Below are 19,793 nucleotides of genomic sequence, written 5' to 3'. Positions count from 1 at the left end.
TGACGGGCGGCTCGCGACGCGCTAGACCCCCGATATGACCGACGCCTCCTCCCACGGCCCGCATTCGTCGGGCGACCGTTCCTCCTTCGGTTTCCGCGACGTCGACGCGCGCGAAAAGGTCAAGATGGTGCGCGGGGTCTTCGACTCCGTCGCCTCGAACTACGATGTGATGAACGACCTGATGAGCGTCGGCGTCCATCGGGTGTGGAAGGACATCGCCGCCGCCAAGCTGAACCCGCGCCCCGGCGAGACCATTCTGGACGTGGCCGGCGGCACCGGCGACATGGCGCGGCGCTATTCCAAGATGGCGCGCGCGGCCCAGGAGCGGCGCGGCGGGGCGGACGCCTCGGTCATCGTGCTGGACTATAACGCCGAGATGATCCTGGCCGGGGTCAACAAGGGCGGCGAGCCGGAGATGAGCTGGTCGGTCGGGGACGCGATGAACCTGCCCCTGCCGGACGCCTCGGTCGACGCCTATTCGATCAGTTTCGGCATCCGCAACGTGGCCCATATCGACAAGGCCCTGGCCGAGGCGCGGCGGGTGCTGAAACCGGGCGGGCGGTTCCTGTGCCTGGAGTTCTCGCGCCCCACGGCGGGGCCGGTGCGCAAGCTCTATGACGCCTGGTCCTTCCACGCCATTCCGCGCATCGGCGGCTGGGTGGCCAAGGATCGCGACAGCTATCAGTATCTGGTCGAGAGCATCCGCCGCTTCCCCGACCAGGCGGCCTTCAAGGCCCTGATCGAAGAGGCCGGGTTCAAACGGGTCTCGGTGACCAATCTGTCGGGCGGCATCGCCGCCATCCACCACGGGTGGGCGATCTGACCGGCCGGATCTATCGCACGGCTCCGCCGCCGCCCGCCGCCGTCGCGGTGCGCAACCCCGTGGCCGCCTTCCTGCGCCTGGTCGGCTGGCTGTGGGTGCTGGCGCGCCACGACGCCCTGATCCCGCGCGAGGTCACCCCCCTGCTGCCGGTCTGGGCCCGGCCCTTCGCCCGGTTCGTGCAGATGCTGTCGGGTCGCGACGGGCGCGAGGGGCGGCCGGGCCAGAGGCTGGGCAAGGCCTTCGAACATCTGGGGCCGGTGGCGATCAAGCTGGGCCAGGTCCTGGCCACGCGGGCCGACATCTTCGGCATCCAGTTCGCCCGCGACCTGGGCCGGCTGAAGGACGCCCTGCCGCCCTTTTCGCTGGAAGAGGCGCGGCGCGAGATCGAGAAATCCCTCGGTCGATCGGTCGAGAGCCTGTTCATCGACCTGAGCCCGCCGGTCGCCGCCGCCTCCCTGGCCCAGGCGCACCGGGCGACCCTGGCCGACGGTCGGGCCGTGGCGGTCAAGGTGCTGCGGCCGGGGGTCGAGCGGCGGGTGGCCGACGGCCTGGACGCCATGCGGCTGGGCGCCGCCCTGGTCTACCGCCTGGTTCCCCTGTCGCGCCGGCTGGAGCCCCAGGCCTTCGTCGAGACCATCGCCAATTCGCTGGAGCTGGAGCTGGACATGCGGCTGGAGGCGGCGGCCGCCAGCGAAATGGCCGACATCCTGGCCAAGGACGGCTATATGTCCGCCCCCGCCGTCGTCTGGGACGGGGTCGGCAAGCGGGTGCTGACCCTGGAATGGGCGCAAGGTCTGCCCATGACCGACCCGGCCCTGGCCGAGCTGCCCGGTCTGGACACCGACCTCCTGGCCGACAATGTGGTGCGCGCCTTCCTGGTTCAGGCCCTGGATCACGGGGTGTTCCACGCGGATCTGCACGAGGGCAATCTGTTCGCCAGCGCCCCGGCCCATCTGACGGCCATCGACTTCGGCATCGTCGGGCGACTGGGTCCGGCCGAGCGGCGCTATCTGGCCGAGATCCTGTGGGGCTTCATCAGCCGGGATTACGACCGGATCGCCCGGGTCCACTTCGAGGCCGGCTATGTGCCGCCGCACCATTCGGTCGAGACCTTCGCCCAGGCCCTGCGCGCCGTGGGCGAGCCGGTGATCGGCCGCGCCGCCAGCCAGGTGTCGATGGGCCGGCTGCTGGGCCAGCTGTTCGAGATCACCGCCCTGTTCGACATGCGGCTGAGGCCCGAACTGATCCTGCTGCAAAAGACCATGGTCTCGGTCGAGGGGGTGGCGCGCCGGCTCCAGCCCGACCACGATCTGTGGAAGGCGGCCCAGCCGGTGGTGGAGCGGTGGATTCGCCGCGAGCTGGGGCCCCAGGCCCAGGCGCGCGACGCGCTGAACGAGGTGATCGCGGCGGCGCGGGCCCTTTCGCGCCTGATCCAGGATCCGCCCGCCCCGACGGCGATGGTCATCGAAAAGCCGAGAACTCCGGCTTGGGTCGCGGCTTCATTGACGGTCGCGGTCGTCGCGGCCCTGACGGCCCTGGGCCTTTCGCTCTGGCCCTATCTGCACTGACCGGAGCCTTCGCATGAAGACCATCCTGATCGTGGCCCTGGCATTGACCGCTGTCGCCGCGCCGCACGCCGCCCTCAGCCAGGTCGCGGCCGGCGCCGTGGCCAACACCTTCGACGGCGCAGCCCCGGCGGCCCAGGTCCCCCCCGTTCAAACGCCCACCCAGGCCCAAGCCGAACCTCAGACCCAAGCCCAGGCACCCGACATCGCTCGTGCGGAAGAAGCGCTGCGCAACGTCATCGCCTCGGCCCAAGGCGCTGGTTTCAACTACGCCGTCTTCACCCCCGACCTGGGCGGGCGCATGCGCCAGCTGGCGCCCCAGCTGATCCCCCTGATCAAGAGCTTCGGGGAGGTCCGCTCCGTCGACTTCGTGGCGGCCGAAGGCGACGCCCAGTTGTTCCGCATTACTTTCGACAACAAGGTGACCGAATGGATGATCCTGTTCGATCCCGAAGATCGGATCGCGGGCCTGCGTTTCCGCCCGGTCGAAGAGTGATCCGAGCCTAGTCGAGCGACGGTCGGCCCCGCCCCGACTTGATCGAGGCGCGGCTGGTCTTGGCCTTCAGCCGGCGCTCCTTCGACGCCCTGGTGGGCCGGGTCGGGACGCGGAAGACCGGCTTGATCGAGGCCTCGTCCACCAGGGCCTGCAGCCGTTCGATCGCATCGGCGCGGTTGCGTTCCTGGGTGCGGAAACGGACGGCGTTGATCAGGATAACCCCGTCGAGCGTCAGCCGACTGCCGGCCAGCTTCATCAGCCGCGCCTTGACTGGTTCGGTCAGGCTGGGGGAGTTTTTCACGTCGAACCGCATCTGGACGGCGGTCGCGACCTTGTTGACGTTCTGCCCGCCGGGGCCGCCGGCGCGATAGAAGCGGAACTCCAGCTCCTCCTCGGGAATGACGGTGCTCATGAGGCGGCCTTGCGCGCCTTGACCACGGCCTGGTCCAGGGCCTGGAGGAAGCGCGACCGGTCGGCGGCCGAGAAGGGCGGCGGGCCGGAGGTGGCCACCCCCATCGACCGCAGATGCTCGCCCACCATCCGCCCGGCCAGGGCCGAACCGATGGAGTCCGGGGTGAAGGCCTGGCCGTTCGACTTCAGCGCTTGGGCCCCGGCCTTCAGGCAGCGGTCGGCCAGGGGAATGTCGGCCGTGATCACCACATCGCCCACACCCGCCCGTTCGGCGATCCAGTCGTCGGCCACGTCGGGGCCTGCGTCCACCACCACCTGTTCGATCAGGGCCTCGCGCGGCACCTGCATCCAGCCGTTGGAGACCACATAGGTCTTCAGCCCATAGCGCCGCGCCACGCGATAGACCTCCTCCTTCACCGGGCAGGCGTCGGCGTCGATGTAGAGGGCGGTCGGCATGGGCCTGACCTAGCGCGGACGGGGGTGGGGCGCCACACCCTCCCTCATGCGACCGGCGACGGGGGCTCCAGAGGGAAGACGATCTCCACCTCCAATCCTTCACTCGCCCAGTTGCGGCTCAAGGCGCCGCCCAGTTGCCGGGCCATATTGGTTTGCAGCGAAGAGCCGAAACCTTGGCGCGTCGGCGCACTGACAGGCGGGCCGCCAACCTCGCGCCATCTCAGGGTCGCCTGACCGTCCTTGATCGCCCAGTCCACGCAGATGCGACCGCCGCTGCGGCTGCAGGCTCCATATTTGCTGGCGTTGGTGGCGAGCTCATGCAGCAGCATGCTGAGGGGCTGCACCTGTTCGGGGGACAGATCGACCGGCGGACCCTCGACCTCCACAGCCTCTTTCGGACACAGGGCGTCCAGTTCTTCCCAGACGACGTCCTCCAGCCGCCCGCCCTCCCAGCGCCGGCTGGCCAGGGAGGTCTGGGCGCGGGCCAGGGCGCCGATCCGGCCCGCCAGGACCGACTTGTAGTTTTCCAATTCGTCGGCGCGGGTCAGGCGCACCAGGGACTGGACGATGGCCAGAAGATTGCGCGCCCGGTGGTCCACCTCGTGCATCAGCAGGGCGCGGACCTCGGCGTTGCGCTTTTCCTCGCTGATGTCGCGGGCCTCGATCACGGTCCCGATCACCTGGGCGCCCTCGCCATGGATGGGGCTGGCGGTGAAGGCGACGGGATAGAAGCCGCCGTCCTTGTGGACGAAGACCTCCTCCCCCTGGACGCCGGCCCGCTCGGGGAAGGCGCGGTCGATGGCGCATTCGGACAGTGGGAAGTGGGATCCGTCCGGACGGGTGTGGTGGATGACGTCGTGCAGCGGTCGCCCGGTGGTCTCCTCGAAGGCGTAGCCGGTCAGTTTTTCCGCCGCCCGGTTCATGAAGACGCAGTGCTGCCGGTCGTCCATCAGGAAGACCGCCATGGTGGTATTGTCGAGGATGACGTCCAGCCGCTGGGCCGTGTCGCGCAGCTGCTGCTCCACACGCCGGTATTCGGTCGTGTCCTGGATGGCGGCGTAGAAGACCGGGTCGTCGCCGTCGTCGAACAGCTGGAGCTTGACGGAGACGTCGTATTCGGACCCGTCCTTGCGCCGATGGACGGTGTCGAAGTCGAGCCGATCGACTTCGCCGGCGAGGAGCGGCCGGATCAGAGCCAGGAAATCGTCACGGCGTATGCGGGGCTTCAGATCCCAGGGCGTCAGGCGGGACAGTTCGTCGGCGCTGTAACCCAGATTGTCCCGGGCGCCCTTGTTGACGAGTCGAAAATAGAAGTCCTCGACGCCGAAGACATAGACCTCGCTCGCGGCCTCCTCAACGATCCGCCCCAGGCGCTCGCTGGTCACCGCGATGGATCTGGTCATGCCCGGCGCCTGTCTCCGATGGTTCGGCGAACCTAGATAAGCCGCCTCTCTCTGGCAATGATTTTGATTATAAGGAGAAAATCAGTGCGAAGGATCGAAACAGGATGACCCAGGATCAGCTCTCGGACCGGTTCGGGCTTCAGCACGCGGCCTCGCGGGCGGAGGGGGCTGCGTCGGCCCAGGTGCGGCGCGGGCGGCTGGAGACGCTGAAGGCCCTGGTGCTGGAGCGGCGCGAGGCCTTTGCGCGGGCCATAGATGCGGATTTCGGGGCGCGGTCGGCGATGGAGACGGGGCTTTTGGAGGTCACGCCCCTGATCCGCAGCCTGGACCATGCGCGCGCCCATCTGGGGCGGTGGATGCGCGACGAGCGGCGTCCGGTGGACCTGATGTTCCAGCCGTCGCGGGCCTGGATCCGGCATGAGCCCCTGGGCGTCGTCGGGGTGATCGCGCCGTGGAACTATCCGCTGCTGCTGGCGCTCGGGCCAACGGTCGACGCCCTAGCGGCGGGCAATCGGGTGATGATCAAGCCGTCCGAGCTGACGCCCGCCTTCGGCGCCCTGCTGGAGGCCGCCGTGGCCGAGCGGTTCGATCCGGCGGTTCTGACGGTGGTCAACGGCGGGGTGGACGTGGCCCAGGCCTTTTCGCGTCTGGCCTTCGACCATCTGGTCTTCACCGGTTCGACGCGGGTGGGGCGCGAGGTGATGCGGGCGGCGGCGGAGAACCTGACGCCGGTGACGCTGGAGCTGGGCGGCAAGTCGCCGGCGGTCGTGGCGCCCGACTATCCGCTAGACAAGGCGGCGCGGTCGATCGCCTTCGGCAAGTTCCTGAACGCGGGCCAGACCTGTATCGCCCCCGACTACGCCCTGGTTCCGGCCGGTCAGGTCCGGGCCTTCGCCGAGGCGGTGCTGGATCAGGCGCAGCGGGCCTATCCGACCCTTCAGGACAATCCCGACTACAGCGGGGTGATCAGCGACCGTCACCGGCTCCGGCTGCGCGAGGCGGTGGCGGCGGCGCGGGCGGCGGGGGCCGAGGTGCTGGAGCACCCGGATGCGGGCGACGGGAACAACGGCAAGATCGCCCCGACCCTGGTGCTGAACCCGCCGAGCGACGGCCTGCTGATGCAGGAGGAGATCTTCGGCCCGGTCCTGCCGGTGGTCGGATACGACAGCCTGGATGAAGCCCTGGCCTTCGTGGCCGCCCGGCCCCGGCCCCTGGCCCTGTACGGCTTCACCAACCAGGCCCGGACGCGCGACCGGATCCTGGGTTCCGGCCTGTCGGGCGGCGTGACCCTGAACGGGACCATGCTTCATATCGCCCAGAACGACCTGCCGTTCGGCGGGGTCGGCCCCAGCGGCCTGGGCGCCTATCACGGGCCTGAGGGCTTCAAACGCTTCAGCCATGCGCGGGCGGTCTATGACGTGGGGCCGGTGAACGCCTTTGAACGGCTGGGGCCGCCGTGGGACGGGGCGGCGGGCCGGCTGGCGCGCGCGGCCCTGCGGTTTCTGGCCCGGTAGGCGGAGACGAAAAAGGGCGGAACCGTGCGGCCCCGCCCTTTCCGTTCGGACCTGAAAGGCCGTCAGTTGCGATAGGCCGGCGGCATCGGCGTCTGTTGACGATAACGGTTGCGCAGCAGCAGGGGCCGGCTGGTCAACGGTTGCTCGACCCCGTCGATGAAGACGGCCGAGGGCTGGCTGAGCGGCTCCAGCGGGTCGCCGGACCAGACCACGACGTCGGCGGCGGCGCCCGGCGCGATCTGGCCGAACTGTCCGGCCATGCCGAAGATCTTCGCCGGATTGACCGTCAGGGCGGCGATGGCGGCGCCGTAAGGCAGGCCGTGGGAGACGGCGTTGCCGGCGTTGTAGCGGGCCTCGCGGGCGCGGTGGGTCGAACCCTCGTTGCCCTTGATGGCGATGACCACCCCGGCTGCGTTCAGGGCCGCCGCATTCTCCATCCGCGCCGCCCGCATCTCGAAATCGCTGGGCAGGTTGGAGATGGGGTTCAGCAAGACCGGCACGCCCGCCGCCGCGATGTCGCCGGCGACCAGCCAGCCTTCCTCGGCGCCGTCCAGAATCAGCTTGATCCCTTCCTCGCGCGCCAGACGCAGCACCTGCTGGATGTCGGACGCCCGGTGGACGGTGACGATCAGGGGCATCGAACCGTTGGCGACCGGGATCAGGGCCTCCAGGTCGGCGCGCGACAGGCTGAGGTCGCGCAGGCCCGCCCGCTCATAGGCCGATTTGTTGCGGGCGTAGAGGCGGACCTCGGCCAGGGTCTCCTTGAACAGGACGAACTGGGCCCCGCGCGCGCCGCCGGCGATGTCGGCCCCGGCCTCGCCGAAGGGGGCGACCATGGCCACGCGCGGCTTGACCAGGATATTGGCGTCCTGACCCAGGTCGATGACCGCCGCCTGACCCGCGAACAGGCCCGGCGTCTGATAGCCGCCGTCGCCGGCGCCGGCCGTCTCGTCCTCATGGACATGGCCGCCCGATGAGCCGGGGTGTTGGGGCACGACCACGGCGCGGGTGATGCCGCCCAGACGCGCCACCGGCAGGGTGAAGGACCAGGGGTCTAGGCCGTAGGAGATGTCGAAGGCGGCGCTGAGGGTGTTGGACGCATTGCGCAGCTCGTTGGTGCCGCCGACGGCGCCGACCTCGGTCCCGGCCAGGCCGGAATCGACGGCGACGAAGCCGGGGGCGACCGTCTTGCCGGTCGCGTCGATGACGCGGGCGCCGGCCGGGGCGGCGGCCGTTCCGACCGAGACGATCTTGCCGTCGCGGATCACCACCGTGCCGCGTTCGATGACGGAGGTTCCGGTCAGAACCCGGCCGCCCGTGATCGCCACGGTGTCCTGGGCGACTGCAGGCGCGGCGACAGACAGGGCGGCCACTGCGGCCGCAAGGATGTGAGGCAGACGCATCAGCGGGCTCCTTCGGCGACGTTGGCGGCGGTCAGGCCATAGCCCGGCTGGCCCAGCTCGAAATCGCTGGTCGGCTGATAGGCGGGGTCAGTCCGGTCGAAGGTCAGGGCGCCGTCGATGAAGACCTGATCCGCACGGGCGTAGATCGAAAAGGGATCGGCGCTCCAGATCACCACGTCTGCGCGCTTGCCGGGCTCCAGCGAGCCGGTCTGGTCGGCGACGCCGATGGCCCGGGCGGCGTTGGAGGTGATCCAGCTGATGGCGTGTTCTTCCGAAATGTTCAGCCCGGCGCGGCGACCGGCCGACAGGGCGGCGGCGGCCTCCTGATTCAACCGTTGAGTCAGTTCGGCGTCGTCGGAATGGATGACGGCGCAGGAGCCTTCGGGCGCGTCCACCAGGGCGGCGTTCTCCTCGATGGCGTCGAGCGCCTCCATCTTGAAGCCCCACCAGCCGGTCCACATGGCGGCGCAGATGCCGTTCTGGGCCAGTTGGGGGGCCAGCTTATAGGCCTCGGTGGCGTGGTGGAAGGTGGTGATGCGGTAGCCGAACTCCTTGGCCATATCCATCATCAGCGCCATTTCGTCGGCGCGGTAGCAGTGGTTCTGGATCAGGATCGAGCCGTCCAGCACCCCGGCCAGGGTCTCGTTCTGCAGGTTACGGGTCGGGGGCGAACCCTCGTGATCCGCCTGCCACTTGTCCCACTTGGCCTTGTATTCGCGCGCGGCGATGAAGGCGGCGCGATAGCCGGCCATATTGCCCATGCCGGTCGCCGGGCTCTGGTTGCGGCCGCCATAGACCCGCGACGGGTTCTCGCCGCAAGCCATCTTGAGCGTATAGGGGGCTTGCGGAAACTTCATGCCCTGCATGGTGATGGAGGGCGTATTGCGGATGGTGACGCCCCGGCCGCCGAACAGATTGGCCGAGCCGGGCAGGATGTGGAGCGTGGTCACCCCGCCGGCGCGGGCGGTGTTGAAGCCCGGATCCTGGGGCCAAAGCGAATGTTCGGCCCAGACCTGGGCGGTGTTCGGGCTGGTCGCCTCATTGCCGTCGCTCATGCCCTGGACCCCGGGGGACGGATAGACGCCCAGGTGGCTGTGGACGTCGATGATCCCCGGCGTGACATAGCGGCCGCGCGCCTCGATCAGCCGATAGCCCGCAGGGACTGGGGTCGAGGCGTCGCCGACGGCGGCGATCTTGCCATCAGTGACCACGACCACGCCGTTTTCGATCTTGCGGTCCGTCCCGGTCAGGACCGTAGCCCCGACCACGGCGAAATTCTCGCGCGGCAACGGTTGATAGGTCGAAGGATAGGGGTCCGACCTCGTCGCCGGGTCCAGCCCGGCCGCCAGGCTCCTGTCCTTGGCCGGGGCGGTCCCGCCCTGGTCCGGCTCCGTCGTGGCGCAGGCCGACAGGCCCAAGGCGCACGCCAAGGCCGCGAGGCCGACGCCCCGCAGATGATGTCTGATCATCAGATCCCTCTCCCGACGACACGCCAGCCCCGGCGTGTCTTGCAGCTGTCATAGAAGGGGCTCGCCGCCCGGCCGTCAAAAGATTTCGACGTTCTTTCTCGATCGCGCCATGCTCGCACGGCCGGGGGAGTTGTGTTGGGCCGGTAAGGCGACCATCTGGGGTTCTAAGGCTCTTCGATACACGGACTTCCCCATGACCTTCGCCGACCCGACCCTGGACCCGCGCCCATCCGGCGACCTGATCAAGGAAGGCACGGACGCCTCCTTCATGAAGGACGTGATCGAGGCGTCGAAGACCCAGCCGGTGATCGTCGACTTCTGGGCCACCTGGTGCGGCCCCTGCCGGACCCTGGGCCCGGCGCTTGAGAAGGCGGTGCGCGCCGCCAAGGGGGCGGTCAAGATGGTCAAGATCGACGTCGACGCCAACCCGGCCTATGCGGGCCAGCTGCGCGTGCAGTCGATCCCGACCGTCTACGCCTTCGTCAACGGCCAGCCGGTGGACGGCTTCCAGGGCGCCATTCCCGAAAGCCAGATCAAGGCCTTCATCGACAAGCTGACCGGCGGCCAGGGCGGCTCCGCCGAGACGGCCCAGCTGCTGGAGCTGGGCGAAGAATCGCTGGGCCTGAACGACTTCGGCGGGGCAGCCCAGGCCTTCGCCCACGTCCTGTCGATCGAGCCGGAGAACGAAAAGGCCATCGCCGGCCTGGCGCGCGTCTATATGGCGGGCGGCGACGTCGAACAGGCGGCCCAGACCATCGCCATGGCGCCGGCCGAGTCCAAGGAACCGGCGGTTCAGAGCGTGCGGGCCCAGCTGGCCCTGGCGGCCAAGGCGCCCGCCGGCGCATCGGCCGAGCTGGAAGCCAAGGTCGCGGCCGATCCGAACGATCATCAGGCGCGCTTCGATCTGGCCGAAGCCCAGAGCGCGGCCGGCGACTTCAAGGGCGCGATCGACAATCTTCTGTCCATCGTCCAGGCCGATCGCGAATGGAACGATCAGGCCGCGCGCAAACAGCTTCTGGTCATCTTCGAGGCGGCCGGCCTGGGGTCGGACGTCTCCAAGGACGGGCGCCGCCGCCTGTCCTCCATCCTCTTCTCCTAGGGCGGACAGCTCCATGCCCCAGGGCTATGTGCGCGCTTTGGACCTGCCCCAGGTCATTCCGGTGTTTCCGCTGGGCGGCGCCATCCTGTTGCCGCGCGGACAGCTGCCGCTGAACATCTTCGAGCCGCGCTATCTGAACATGGTGGACGACGCCATGGCGGGCGACCGGATCATCGGCCTGATTCAGCCCAAGGGCGGGACGCCGGCCCTGCCCGGCCTGTCTTCGGTCGGCTGCGCCGGACGGATCACCGGCTTCGCCGAGACGTCGGACGGGCGCTATCTGATCACCCTGACCGGGGTGTCGCGATTCCGCGTCGCGGCCGAACTGCCGACCAAGACGCCGTATCGACAGGTGCGGGCGGCGTTCGACGCCTATGAGGACGATCTGGCGCCCCCGCCCGAGGAGCCGGATTTCGACCGCCACGCCTTTCTGGACGCCTTGCGGGATTATATGGCCCACCGCGCCTTGGACATCGACTGGGACACGGCCGAGACCGCGCCTATGGAGGCCCTGGTCAACAGCCTGGCCATGGCCCTGCCGTTCGAACCCGCCGAAAAACAGGCCTTGCTGGAGTCGATGAGCCTGATGTCGCGCGCCGAGGCCCTGACCGCCCTGTTGCGGATCGACGCCGCCGACGGGGGCGACGACTCCGCCTCGTCGATCCAATAGGCCCGCCCATATGGCGCAAAGCGCGCCGTGACCCTAAACAGCCTTTCCGACCTGGTTTTCGCAGACGACAGGAGCCCTCATGAGCGACGCCTTCCAGACGCCGGTTTCCGTCGACCCCCGCCTGCTCGAGGTGCTGGTCTGTCCGGTGACGCGGGGCCGCCTGACCTATGACCGCGAGGCCGGCGAACTGATCTCGCCGGGCGCCAAACTGGCCTACCCGATCCGGGCGGGCGTGCCGATCATGCTGGCCGAAGAAGCCAGGCCCCTGGACTGAACCGCAACAGACGAAGACGAACCCTCGGCTCGGGCGCCTCGCGCCGATCGGGCCCAAGCAGCGCAAGGCGCGATAGGCCCCAGACACCATGACCCTCAAAGTCGCCATCCAGATGGACCCGATCGAGGCCGTCAATATTGAGTCCGACACCACCTTTCTGATGGCGGAAACGGCCCAGGCGCGCGGGCACCGGCTGTGGGTCTATGATTTCCGCACCTTGGCCCTTGACGAGGGTCAGCTCTACTGCCGCGCCCGTCCGGTCGCCGTTCGTCGCAAGGCCGGCGACCATGTCGATTTCGGCGAGCCCGTTCGGCTGGACCTGGGGCAGGACGTCGACGTGGTCCTGATGCGTCAGGACCCGCCGTTCGACATGGCCTATGTGACCGCCACCTATCTCTTGGAAACGATCCACCCTTCGACCCTGGTGGTCAACGATCCGGCCGAGGTGCGTTCGGCGCCGGAGAAGCTCTTGGTCACGCGCTTCCCCGACCTGACCCCGCCGACCCTGATCAGTTCCGACCCCGTCCAGCTGGGCGACTTCCACCGGCGCCACGGCGAGGTGGTGCTGAAGCCCCTGCATGGGGCCGCAGGCTCGGGCGTGGTGCGGCTGAAGGCGGACGATCCCAATCTGGACGCCCTGATCGAAATCCACGCCATGGGATCGCGCGATCCTCTGGTGATCCAGAAATTCATTCCCGCCGTGTCCAGGGGCGACAAGCGCATCCTGCTGGTGGACGGCGAGCCGGTGGGCGCCATCAACCGAATTCCGGCCAAGGACCAGGTCCGGTCCAACCTGCGGGTCGGAGGCACGGCCGCGCCGGTCGAGCTGACGCCGCGCGATCTTGAAATCTGCGCCGCCATCGGTCCGACCCTCAAGGCGCGGGGTCTGATCTTCGTCGGGATCGACGTGATCGGCGACTGGCTGACCGAGATCAACGTCACCTCCCCCACAGGCGCCCAACAGTTGAAGACCTTCACCGGCGTCGACGCCACGGCGCGGATGTGGGAGGTCATAGAAGCGAAACGCGCCGCACAGGTTGCGTAATCGCCACTTGAATTAGAGTTCAGTTCATGGTTCGTTCCTCGCTCCAAGGGGGGACGGAGCCATGGTCGCGCGAGTCGTTACGGTCGCCTTTGACGGGGTCGAGGCGCGGCGTGTGGACGTCGAGGTCCAGCTGGTCGGCCAGGATCAGCAGACGGTGTTCAACATCGTCGGCCTGCCGGACAAGGCGGTGGCTGAAAGCCGCGAGCGGGTGCGCGGCGCCTTCGCCGGGATCGGTCTGGCCCTGCCCTCACGGCGAATCATCGCCAATCTGGCCCCCGCCGACCTACCAAAAGAAGGCAGCCATTTCGACCTGCCCATCGCCCTGGCCCTGATGGCGGCCATGGGGGTGATCGGGCCGGACGCCCTGGACGGCTGGGCCGCCATCGGCGAGCTGGGGCTGGACGGGCAGATCGCCAGGGTCGGCGGCGCCCTGCCGGCCGCCGTGGCCGCCGACGCCCTGGGCCTGGGTCTGATCTGCCCGGAAGCCACGGGGCCGGAAGCCGCCTGGGCCGGCGGGGCGCGTATTCTGGCGCCGCGGTCCCTGATCGCCCTGATCAATCATTTCAAGGGAAGCCAGGTGCTGCGCGCGCCTGAGCCCGGTCCCCTGGCCGGCGGCAAGGCCGTGCCCGACCTGCGCGAGGTCAAGGGCCAGGAAGGCGCCAAGCGGGCGCTGGAGATCGCGGCGGCGGGCGGCCACAATCTGCTGTTCATCGGCCCGCCCGGATCGGGCAAGTCGATGATGGCCCAGCGCCTGCCCGGCCTGTTGCCGCCCTTGACCTCGCAGGAGCTGCTGGAGACCTCCATGGTCTGGTCGGTCGCCGGCCTGATCGAGCGGGGCACCCTGACAAGGGACCGTCCCTTCCGCAGCCCGCACCATTCAGCCTCGATGGCGGCCTTGACCGGCGGGGGTCTGCGGGCCAAGCCGGGCGAGGCGTCGCTGGCCCATAACGGCGTCCTCTTCCTGGATGAACTGCCCGAATACAGCGCCCAGGCCCTGGACTCGCTGCGGGCGCCCCTGGAGACGGGCGAGATCGTCGTGGCCCGCGCCAACGCCCATATCCGCTATCCGGCTCGGTTCCAGCTGGTGGCGGCGATGAACCCCTGTCGCTGCGGCATGGGCGGGGCCGGGCGCGGCGCCTGCGGCAAGGGGCCCCGCTGCCAGCGGGATTATCAGAACCGGGTGTCCGGCCCGATGTTCGACCGGATCGACCTGACGGTCGAGACGCCGCCCGTCACCGCCGCCGACATGATCCTGCCGCCCCCGTCCGAGGGCACGGCCGAGGCCAAGGCGCGCGTCGCCGCTGCACGCGCCCTGCAGGAAGACCGGGTGCGGGCCGCAGGCCTGGATCCCGCCCAGGGGCTGAACGCCCGGGCCTCCGGCGAGGCGCTGGACCGGTTCGCCACGCCGGACGAGGCGGGGCGGATGCTGCTGATGCGGGCGGGCGAGGCCGGGGGGCTGACGGCGCGGGGCTGGACCCGCACCCTCAGGCTGGCCCGCACCATCGCCGACCTGGACGGCTGCGACGGGGTCTTGCGCCGCCATGTCGCCGAGGCCCTGATCTATCGCCGCAACACGGTCGGCGCCGAGGCCGATTTCGACCGCCGCGTCGCCGCCCGCTCCAGCCTGGCCGAGGCCGCCGGTCGGGCGGCCTTCATCCACGATTGATCCAGGGCCTCTTGAAGCGTCCTTAACTCCGCTCGGCTTAGACGTCGTCCCCTCGCAGAGACGGAACAGACCATGGCGCGGCGGGCGGCGACGAAACGAACCGAAGGCTCGGCGGCGACGGCCGATCCGGCCCAGCAGTTCCTGCGCCTGATGAGTCACGAGATGCGCACCCCCCTGAACGGGGTGCTGGGCATGATCCATCTGTTGCAGCGGACCCGATTGGACGGCGCCCAGCGCGCCTATGCCGAGAACGCCCGCCAGTCGGCCGAACACCTTTTGGGACTGGTCAACGACCTTCTGGACTATGCGCGGCTTGAGGCCGGGGCGCTGGAGTTCGACCTGGCGCCGGTCGATGTGGAACCCCTGGTCCGCAGCGTCGCCGAACTGCTGAGTCCGCGCGCCCATGACAAGGGGCTGGAGATCGTCTGGTCCGTCGGCGCCGACGTGCCCGACATCAGGGCCGACGAGGGCCGGCTGAAGCAGGTTCTGTTCAACCTGGCCGGCAATGCGGTCAAGTTCACCGAGACCGGCGGCGTCTACATCGCGGTCGAACGGCGAAACGGCGCCGGCGGGGCGGCGCACCTGGCCTTCATCGTCGATGACACGGGCCCCGGCGTGCCGCACGAAGCCCACACGCGCATCTTCGAAGAGTTCGGCCACGCCGACGTTTCCGACGCCGTGCGACATGACGGGGCGGGCCTGGGGCTGGCGGTTGTCCGGAAACTGGCGCGGGCCATGGGCGGGTCTGTCCAGGTCGCAGACCGCCCGGGCGGCGGCGCCCGCTTCTGTTTCGAGGCCGCCTTCGATGTCGTTCCCGGTACGCGAGGCCAGCCTCTGGCGGGCCTGACCGTCGCCGTCCGCTCGCCCAACCCCTTCGTCCAGGCCGCCGCCATCGCCCAGATCGAGGCGTCCGGTGGGCGGTTCGCCGCATCGGCGCCGGTCGTTCTGGTCGATCACGTCGGCGCCTTGTCCGGCGACTTGGCGCTTCCGCCATCGGACGGCCGGGGCGTGATCCTGCTGAAACCGTCCGAGCGCGATCTGATCGCGCGCTACCGCGCCCAGGGCTTCCACGGCTATCTGATCAAGCCTCTGCGCCGCGCCTCCCTCGCCGAACGGGTGCTGGCCGTCGCGGCCCAGGACGATCCCATGCGCGAGGCCGGCGCCGCCTCTCCGGCGGCTGAGGACGACCGGGTCGTCCCTGCCCGCTTCGCCGGGACGCGGGTCCTGCTGGCCGAGGACAATCCGGTCGGCGCCCTGCTGGCCCGCACCCTGTTGCAGCGCGAGGGCTGCATCGTCGAAAGCGCCGCCAGCGGTCAGGAGGCCGTCGCCGCCCTGGCCCGCGCCCGTTATGATCTGGTCTTCATGGACATGCGGATGCCGGGCATGGACGGCCCCGCCGCCGCCCGCGCCATCCGCGCCACAGGCGACACCACCCCCATACTGGCCCTGACCGCCAACGCCTTCGCCGAAGACCGCCGCCTGTGCCTGGAGGCGGGGATGGACGACCATCTGGTCAAGCCGCTGGACGCCGAGGCCCTGCGCGCCGCCCTGACCCGCTGGACGAAGCGCGACATCCGCGCCAAGGTCGGCTGAGTTAACGGCGTCCGTCTCCGGCCGCCGCCGGAGCCGTGCATGACCGACCAGACCACCCCCGCCGAACCCGCAAGCCGTTTCGGCGGCCTGGCCGTCTATGGCGAGCGGCGCGTCTTCATCATGCTGCTGCTGGGGTTCTCGGCCGGTCTGCCCAATCTGCTGATCTTCGACACCCTGACAACCTGGCTGCGGGAAAGCGGCCTGACGCTGGAGGTGATCGGCTTCTTCGCCCTGGCCACCCTGTCCTATTCGCTGAAGTTCGTCTGGGCGCCCCTGATCGACCGGACCGCCGTCCCTCTTCTGACGCCCCTCCTGGGTCACCGTCGCGCCTGGATGCTGGTCACCCAGGGCGTGATCGTCTTCGGCCTGTGGTCGATCTCCACGCTGAACCCGGCCGACGCCCTGATCGCCGTCGCCGGTTTCGCCGCCCTGGTCGGATTCTTCGGCGCCACCCAGGACATCGTCATCGACGCCTGGCGGATCGAGGCGGCCGACGACAGCCGCCACGGCGCCATGGCCGCCGCCTACCAGATGGGCTACCGCGTCGCCATGATCGTCGCGGGCGCCGTCCCCCTGATCCTGGCCGATCTCTACAACTGGAACCTGTCCTACGCCGTCATGGCGGCCCTGATGGGTCTTGGGATCGCCGGCGTCCTGTTCGCGCCCCGCGAAAAGGCCCATTCGATCCGCCCCATCCCCGTCGGCGACGTGCCGTCGCGGCCTAGGCTGGAGGTGCTGGAGTGGGTCGCCCGTCTGGCGATCATCGGCGTCGCCGCCATGTTCCTCGGCTCGGGCCTGACAGGCCAGTCCGCGCCGCTGAACGCCCTGTTCGGTCTCTTCGGCCTGGGGGCGGAGGGCCAGGCTGCGGTGAAGGCGGCGTTGTCGGCCAAGCCCGAAGGCGTCTATCTGCAGTTCGTCTCGGTCTTTCTGGGCCTGGGCGTCATGGTTCTGGCCTGCTGGCCTCTGCCGGGACTGAAGACCCGCCCCGGCGCCTATCTGGCCGGATCCTTCGGCCAGCCGGTGGCCGACTTCTACAAGCGGTTCGCCGGCGTCGCGACCCTGATCCTGGCCCTGATCTGCGTCTATCGCCTGGCCGACTTCGTGCTGAACATCATGCCGCCCTTCTATATCGACCTGGGCTTCACCAAGACCGAGCTGGCCGAGGTGCGCAAGGTGTTCGGCGTGGTCATGACGACGCTCGGCGTCTTCATCGGCGGCTGGTCGGTGGCGAGGCTGGGCCTGATCCGCACCATGGTCATCGGCGCCTTCATGAGCCCGGTCTCCAACCTGGTCTTCGCCTGGCTGGCGACCCAGGGGCACAGTCTGTCGGCCCTGACGGTGGCCATCGGCGTCGACAACGTCTCTGGCGGCTACGCCGGGACGGCCCTGATCGCCTATATGTCCAGCCTGACCTCGATCGGCTTTACGGCCACCCAGTACGCCCTCTTCACCTCGCTGTACGCCCTGCCGGGCAAGCTGATCGCCTCGCAGTCGGGTCGGATCGTGGAGGCCTCGGCCCGGGCGGCGGAAGGGAACGGCCCCTTCGCGGGCCTGCGCGGCCTATTCGCCAATCTACAGGAGGGCGTGTTGACCACCGGTGCGGCGGCCAGCGGCGTGACGCCTGCGGCCCTGGGCGCCGGCTATGTGGCCTTCTTCCTCTATTCGTTCGTCATCGGCCTGTTCGGCATCGTCCTGGCCTTCGTCGTGGCCGGAAAACAGACCGCGCTTCAGGCCCGTCAGACGGCCGAAGACGTGGATCCCGCCGTGGCGGCGACCGAGGGCCAGCCGTCCTGAAATGCGAAGGCCCGCTGGTACGGACGGGCCTTGCGGATCATCCGATCAGTGTTTCGCCCGTTCCGCGCCCGAGCTGACGGCGGATCCGGCGGCCGAAACGTCGCGGCCGACGCCGGCGATGGTGTTGCAGGCCGAGACGGCCAGGGCGGCGGCGACGAGAGACAGGGTGATGATCTTGCGCATGGCGAACCTCGTTTATGGTCAAGCTCCGCACGAACGCCCAAGCTTGGCCTTGGTTGCGCATCTCTGTCGCAAACAATGGATTTTCGCCGTCGTTCGAGGCTAAAGGGCCGCCATGTCCTTCACCGCCTCCCCTTTTCTGGCCACCGTCCTGACCATGTTCCCCGAAGCCTTTCCGGGCCCGCTCGGCGTGTCGCTGATCGGCACGGCCTGGCGCGAGAAGGGGCTGTGGACCCTGGATACGGTTGACATCCGCGCCTTTTCCACAGATACGCGCGGCTTCCTGGACGACACCCCTGCGGGGGGCGGTCCGGGAGCCGTGCTTAAGGCGGACGTGGTGGCTCGGGCGGTCGATAGCCTGCCGGGGCCGAAACGGCCGCTTTTGTACATGAGCGCCCGGGGTCGGCCCCTGACCCAGGCGCGCGTCAAGGAATGGGCGACAGCGGACGGAATCGTCGTGCTGTGCGGCCGTTTCGAGGGGGTGGATCAACGGGTGCTGGACGCCCGGGGGTTCGAGGAGGTCTCGGTCGGAGACGCGGTCCTCGCCGGCGGCGAGGCGGCGGCCATGGTCGTGATCGAGGCGTGCGTAAGACTGATCCCCGGAGTGCTCGGTTCAGGCGACAGCCTGTCGTCCGAAAGTTTCGAGGACGGGCTTCTGGAGCATCCGCAGTACACGCGACCGCGGACGTTTGAGGGGCTTGAGATTCCCGAGGTGCTGCTGTCGGGCGACCATAAGAAGGTCGCCGAATGGCGTCAGGCGCAGCGGGAGCAGACCACGCGGGAGCGACGGCCGGACCTCTGGCAGGCGCATCTCGCCAACTCACAGGTAAAGAGCGCCAAGCTCGAGGAGAAATGACATGAACATCGTTCAACAGCTGGAAGCTGAAGAAAAAGCCCGCGTCCTGGGCGACCGCAAGATCCCGGACTTCCAGCCCGGCGACACCCTGCGCGTCAATGTGAAGATCAAGGAAGGCGAGCGCGAGCGCGTCCAGGCCTTCGAAGGCGTCTGCATCGCCCGTGACGGCGGCGGCGTGAACGAGACCTTCACCGTCCGCAAGATTTCGTTCGGCGAAGGCGTCGAGCGGAAGTTTCCCATTCTGTCGCCGAACGTCGAGTCGATCGAGGTGAAGCGCCGCGGCGTCGTGCGTCGCGCCAAGCTCTATTATCTGCGCGACCGTCGCGGCAAGTCGGCCCGGATCGCCGAGCGTCAGACGGTTCGTCCCGCCAAGGGCGTGGTGGTCCCGGAGACCGGCGCCGCCGACAAGGGCGACGAAGCCTGATCCCAGGCGCGTTCGCAAAACGATAAGGGCCCCGGCGGCGACGCCGGGGCCTTTTTCTTTGTCCGGCGCGCGCCCCCTTACTGCGGAAACAGCGGATTGGACGCATCCCTCTGGCCTTCCAGACTGTGTTTCAGGCCTTCCATCTGATCATGGCCCGTCTTGATGGAGGCGTAGGCGCGGCGAATGGTTTCGCGGGTGGTGGCCGAGATGGCCGTGTCATCCAGAGCCTTGTCGAACTTTGCGGCGATGAACCCCTCGCCGCTGTTGATCGACCCCACCACGCTGTCGTCATTCCTCAGCAGGGCGTGTTTGACGTCCAGAAAGGCGCGGTGGGCCTTGGCCAGGATGGAGCCGTGAGCCTCGGGGTCGCCGCCCAGTCCGGACACGGCGGCCGACAGATCCTCGACCACCTGGCGGCGCTCCTCGCTGCGGCGTTCGAACAGGCTGCGGAAATGGGGGTCGTTCGTCTCTTCGGCCGCCTGGGCGTAGCCGTCGGCGCTGTCCAGGGTGGTCTCGATCAGGCCGTTCAAGACCTTGATGTCATGGGCGTTGGGATTGCTCATTGCGTCGGCTCCTCCGCTTAGGCGGTCAAGCGGACAATGGCCGGACGCGGCGAAGGTTGCCGGATGCGGCGCCGCGCCCGATCAACAGG

The 19,793-nt window shown here is 69.0% G+C and carries 20 protein-coding genes; 13 read left to right on the top strand and 7 right to left on the bottom strand.

Annotated elements, in window-relative coordinates; translation table 11 throughout:
* The first annotated feature begins 34 nt into the window (after nt 1–34).
* The 3 genes from ACW178_RS03295 to ACW178_RS03285 are packed head-to-tail and all read left to right on the top strand — an operon-like array spanning nt 35 to nt 2,884.
* A complete protein-coding gene (locus ACW178_RS03295; protein WP_287106054.1) occupies nt 35–823 on the top strand; it encodes a class I SAM-dependent methyltransferase in 789 nt (262 codons plus the stop codon).
* Nucleotides 811–2,391, top strand: coding sequence for a 2-polyprenylphenol 6-hydroxylase (gene ubiB, locus ACW178_RS03290; RefSeq protein WP_287106056.1), 1,581 nt, complete (start codon nt 811–813; stop codon nt 2,389–2,391). The genes ACW178_RS03295 and ubiB overlap by 13 nt, the downstream gene beginning before the upstream one ends.
* A 13-nt stretch (nt 2,392–2,404) precedes the next feature.
* On the top strand, nt 2,405–2,884 hold the full coding sequence (locus ACW178_RS03285; protein WP_054764508.1) for a hypothetical protein: 480 nt from the start codon (nt 2,405–2,407) through the stop codon (nt 2,882–2,884).
* 7 nt (nt 2,885–2,891) lie between these two features.
* Here the strand turns inward: ACW178_RS03285 and arfB are convergent, their stop codons facing one another.
* The 3 genes from arfB to ACW178_RS03270 are packed head-to-tail and all read right to left on the bottom strand — an operon-like array spanning nt 2,892 to nt 5,154.
* Complete coding sequence (gene arfB / locus ACW178_RS03280) at nt 2,892–3,296, bottom strand: alternative ribosome rescue aminoacyl-tRNA hydrolase ArfB (RefSeq protein ID WP_191554853.1); 405 nt, start codon at nt 3,294–3,296, stop codon at nt 2,892–2,894.
* The gene (locus ACW178_RS03275) at nt 3,293–3,751 is read right to left on the bottom strand and encodes a YaiI/YqxD family protein (protein ID WP_054764506.1); all 459 of its coding nucleotides are present in this window, start codon (nt 3,749–3,751) and stop codon (nt 3,293–3,295) included. The genes arfB and ACW178_RS03275 overlap by 4 nt, the downstream gene beginning before the upstream one ends.
* Before the next feature lie 44 nt (nt 3,752–3,795).
* A complete protein-coding gene (locus ACW178_RS03270; RefSeq protein ID WP_333895776.1) occupies nt 3,796–5,154 on the bottom strand; it encodes a PAS domain S-box protein in 1,359 nt (452 codons plus the stop codon).
* Between the two features lie 104 nt (nt 5,155–5,258).
* On the opposite strand from ACW178_RS03270, the gene ACW178_RS03265 reads away from it, so the two are divergent.
* The gene (locus ACW178_RS03265) at nt 5,259–6,668 is read left to right on the top strand and encodes a coniferyl aldehyde dehydrogenase (protein WP_287104308.1); all 1,410 of its coding nucleotides are present in this window, start codon (nt 5,259–5,261) and stop codon (nt 6,666–6,668) included.
* 62 nt (nt 6,669–6,730) lie between these two features.
* Here ACW178_RS03265 and ACW178_RS03260 read toward each other — a convergent pair whose 3' ends face one another.
* Both ACW178_RS03260 and ACW178_RS03255 read right to left on the bottom strand, forming a co-directional pair.
* Nucleotides 6,731–8,071, bottom strand: a complete 1,341-nt coding sequence (locus tag ACW178_RS03260) for an amidohydrolase family protein (RefSeq protein ID WP_492024852.1) — start codon at nt 8,069–8,071, stop codon at nt 6,731–6,733.
* Nucleotides 8,071–9,540, bottom strand: a complete 1,470-nt coding sequence (locus tag ACW178_RS03255; RefSeq protein WP_191558777.1) for an amidohydrolase — start codon at nt 9,538–9,540, stop codon at nt 8,071–8,073. The genes ACW178_RS03260 and ACW178_RS03255 overlap by 1 nt, the downstream gene beginning before the upstream one ends.
* A gap of 193 nt (nt 9,541–9,733) precedes the next feature.
* Between ACW178_RS03255 and trxA the strand changes: the two genes are divergently transcribed.
* The 7 genes from trxA to ACW178_RS03220 all read left to right on the top strand — a co-directional run bounded on the left by trxA (nt 9,734) and on the right by ACW178_RS03220 (nt 17,681).
* A complete protein-coding gene (gene trxA / locus ACW178_RS03250; protein ID WP_182714352.1) occupies nt 9,734–10,639 on the top strand; it encodes a thioredoxin in 906 nt (301 codons plus the stop codon).
* A gap of 13 nt (nt 10,640–10,652) precedes the next feature.
* Complete coding sequence (locus tag ACW178_RS03245) at nt 10,653–11,309, top strand: LON peptidase substrate-binding domain-containing protein (protein ID WP_182714353.1); 657 nt, start codon at nt 10,653–10,655, stop codon at nt 11,307–11,309.
* Between the two features lie 79 nt (nt 11,310–11,388).
* Complete coding sequence (locus ACW178_RS03240; RefSeq protein ID WP_191558778.1) at nt 11,389–11,583, top strand: Trm112 family protein; 195 nt, start codon at nt 11,389–11,391, stop codon at nt 11,581–11,583.
* Between the two features lie 88 nt (nt 11,584–11,671).
* Nucleotides 11,672–12,628 carry a glutathione synthase gene (gene gshB, locus ACW178_RS03235; protein WP_191558779.1) on the top strand — a complete coding sequence of 319 codons (957 nt, stop codon included), beginning with the start codon at nt 11,672–11,674 and terminating at the stop codon, nt 12,626–12,628.
* Nucleotides 12,629–12,689: 61 nt separating this feature from the next.
* A complete protein-coding gene (locus ACW178_RS03230; protein ID WP_287106221.1) occupies nt 12,690–14,294 on the top strand; it encodes a YifB family Mg chelatase-like AAA ATPase in 1,605 nt (534 codons plus the stop codon).
* Nucleotides 14,295–14,366: 72 nt separating this feature from the next.
* Nucleotides 14,367–15,887 carry a response regulator gene (locus ACW178_RS03225; RefSeq protein ID WP_287106219.1) on the top strand — a complete coding sequence of 507 codons (1,521 nt, stop codon included), beginning with the start codon at nt 14,367–14,369 and terminating at the stop codon, nt 15,885–15,887.
* A gap of 39 nt (nt 15,888–15,926) precedes the next feature.
* The gene (locus ACW178_RS03220) at nt 15,927–17,681 is read left to right on the top strand and encodes an AmpG family muropeptide MFS transporter (protein WP_287106217.1); all 1,755 of its coding nucleotides are present in this window, start codon (nt 15,927–15,929) and stop codon (nt 17,679–17,681) included.
* A gap of 45 nt (nt 17,682–17,726) precedes the next feature.
* Here the strand turns inward: ACW178_RS03220 and ACW178_RS03215 are convergent, their stop codons facing one another.
* A complete protein-coding gene (locus ACW178_RS03215) occupies nt 17,727–17,864 on the bottom strand; it encodes an entericidin A/B family lipoprotein (RefSeq protein ID WP_054764494.1) in 138 nt (45 codons plus the stop codon).
* Nucleotides 17,865–17,976: 112 nt separating this feature from the next.
* Here ACW178_RS03215 and trmD point away from each other — a divergent pair, with 112 nt between their 5' ends.
* A complete protein-coding gene (gene trmD, locus ACW178_RS03210) occupies nt 17,977–18,717 on the top strand; it encodes a tRNA (guanosine(37)-N1)-methyltransferase TrmD (protein ID WP_492024851.1) in 741 nt (246 codons plus the stop codon).
* Nucleotide 18,718: 1 nt separating this feature from the next.
* Nucleotides 18,719–19,141, top strand: coding sequence for a 50S ribosomal protein L19 (rplS, locus tag ACW178_RS03205; RefSeq protein ID WP_054764492.1), 423 nt, complete (start codon nt 18,719–18,721; stop codon nt 19,139–19,141).
* Nucleotides 19,142–19,218: 77 nt separating this feature from the next.
* Here the strand turns inward: rplS and ACW178_RS03200 are convergent, their stop codons facing one another.
* The gene (locus ACW178_RS03200; protein WP_287106209.1) at nt 19,219–19,704 is read right to left on the bottom strand and encodes a PA2169 family four-helix-bundle protein; all 486 of its coding nucleotides are present in this window, start codon (nt 19,702–19,704) and stop codon (nt 19,219–19,221) included.
* Nucleotides 19,705–19,793 lie beyond the last annotated feature (89 nt).

It is taken from the genome of Brevundimonas sp. AVps4, assembly GCF_058681525.1.
This window is presented reverse-complemented; position numbering and strand designations above follow the sequence as displayed.

Coding starts and splice junctions, on each gene's coding strand:
- ACW178_RS03295 (WP_287106054.1), top strand. CDS start 35: ATGACCGACGCCTCCTCCCACGGCCCGCATTCGTCGGGCGACCGTTCC.
- ACW178_RS03285 (WP_054764508.1), top strand. CDS start 2,405: ATGAAGACCATCCTGATCGTGGCCCTGGCATTGACCGCTGTCGCCGCG.
- arfB (WP_191554853.1), bottom strand. CDS start 3,296: ATGAGCACCGTCATTCCCGAGGAGGAGCTGGAGTTCCGCTTCTATCGC.
- ACW178_RS03275 (WP_054764506.1), bottom strand. CDS start 3,751: ATGCCGACCGCCCTCTACATCGACGCCGACGCCTGCCCGGTGAAGGAG.
- ACW178_RS03270 (WP_333895776.1), bottom strand. CDS start 5,154: ATGACCAGATCCATCGCGGTGACCAGCGAGCGCCTGGGGCGGATCGTT.
- ACW178_RS03265 (WP_287104308.1), top strand. CDS start 5,259: ATGACCCAGGATCAGCTCTCGGACCGGTTCGGGCTTCAGCACGCGGCC.
- ACW178_RS03260 (WP_492024852.1), bottom strand. CDS start 8,071: ATGCGTCTGCCTCACATCCTTGCGGCCGCAGTGGCCGCCCTGTCTGTC.
- ACW178_RS03255 (WP_191558777.1), bottom strand. CDS start 9,540: ATGATCAGACATCATCTGCGGGGCGTCGGCCTCGCGGCCTTGGCGTGC.
- trxA (WP_182714352.1), top strand. CDS start 9,734: ATGACCTTCGCCGACCCGACCCTGGACCCGCGCCCATCCGGCGACCTG.
- ACW178_RS03245 (WP_182714353.1), top strand. CDS start 10,653: ATGCCCCAGGGCTATGTGCGCGCTTTGGACCTGCCCCAGGTCATTCCG.
- ACW178_RS03240 (WP_191558778.1), top strand. CDS start 11,389: ATGAGCGACGCCTTCCAGACGCCGGTTTCCGTCGACCCCCGCCTGCTC.
- gshB (WP_191558779.1), top strand. CDS start 11,672: ATGACCCTCAAAGTCGCCATCCAGATGGACCCGATCGAGGCCGTCAAT.
- ACW178_RS03230 (WP_287106221.1), top strand. CDS start 12,690: ATGGTCGCGCGAGTCGTTACGGTCGCCTTTGACGGGGTCGAGGCGCGG.
- ACW178_RS03225 (WP_287106219.1), top strand. CDS start 14,367: ATGGCGCGGCGGGCGGCGACGAAACGAACCGAAGGCTCGGCGGCGACG.
- ACW178_RS03220 (WP_287106217.1), top strand. CDS start 15,927: ATGACCGACCAGACCACCCCCGCCGAACCCGCAAGCCGTTTCGGCGGC.
- ACW178_RS03215 (WP_054764494.1), bottom strand. CDS start 17,864: ATGCGCAAGATCATCACCCTGTCTCTCGTCGCCGCCGCCCTGGCCGTC.
- trmD (WP_492024851.1), top strand. CDS start 17,977: ATGTCCTTCACCGCCTCCCCTTTTCTGGCCACCGTCCTGACCATGTTC.
- rplS (WP_054764492.1), top strand. CDS start 18,719: ATGAACATCGTTCAACAGCTGGAAGCTGAAGAAAAAGCCCGCGTCCTG.
- ACW178_RS03200 (WP_287106209.1), bottom strand. CDS start 19,704: ATGAGCAATCCCAACGCCCATGACATCAAGGTCTTGAACGGCCTGATC.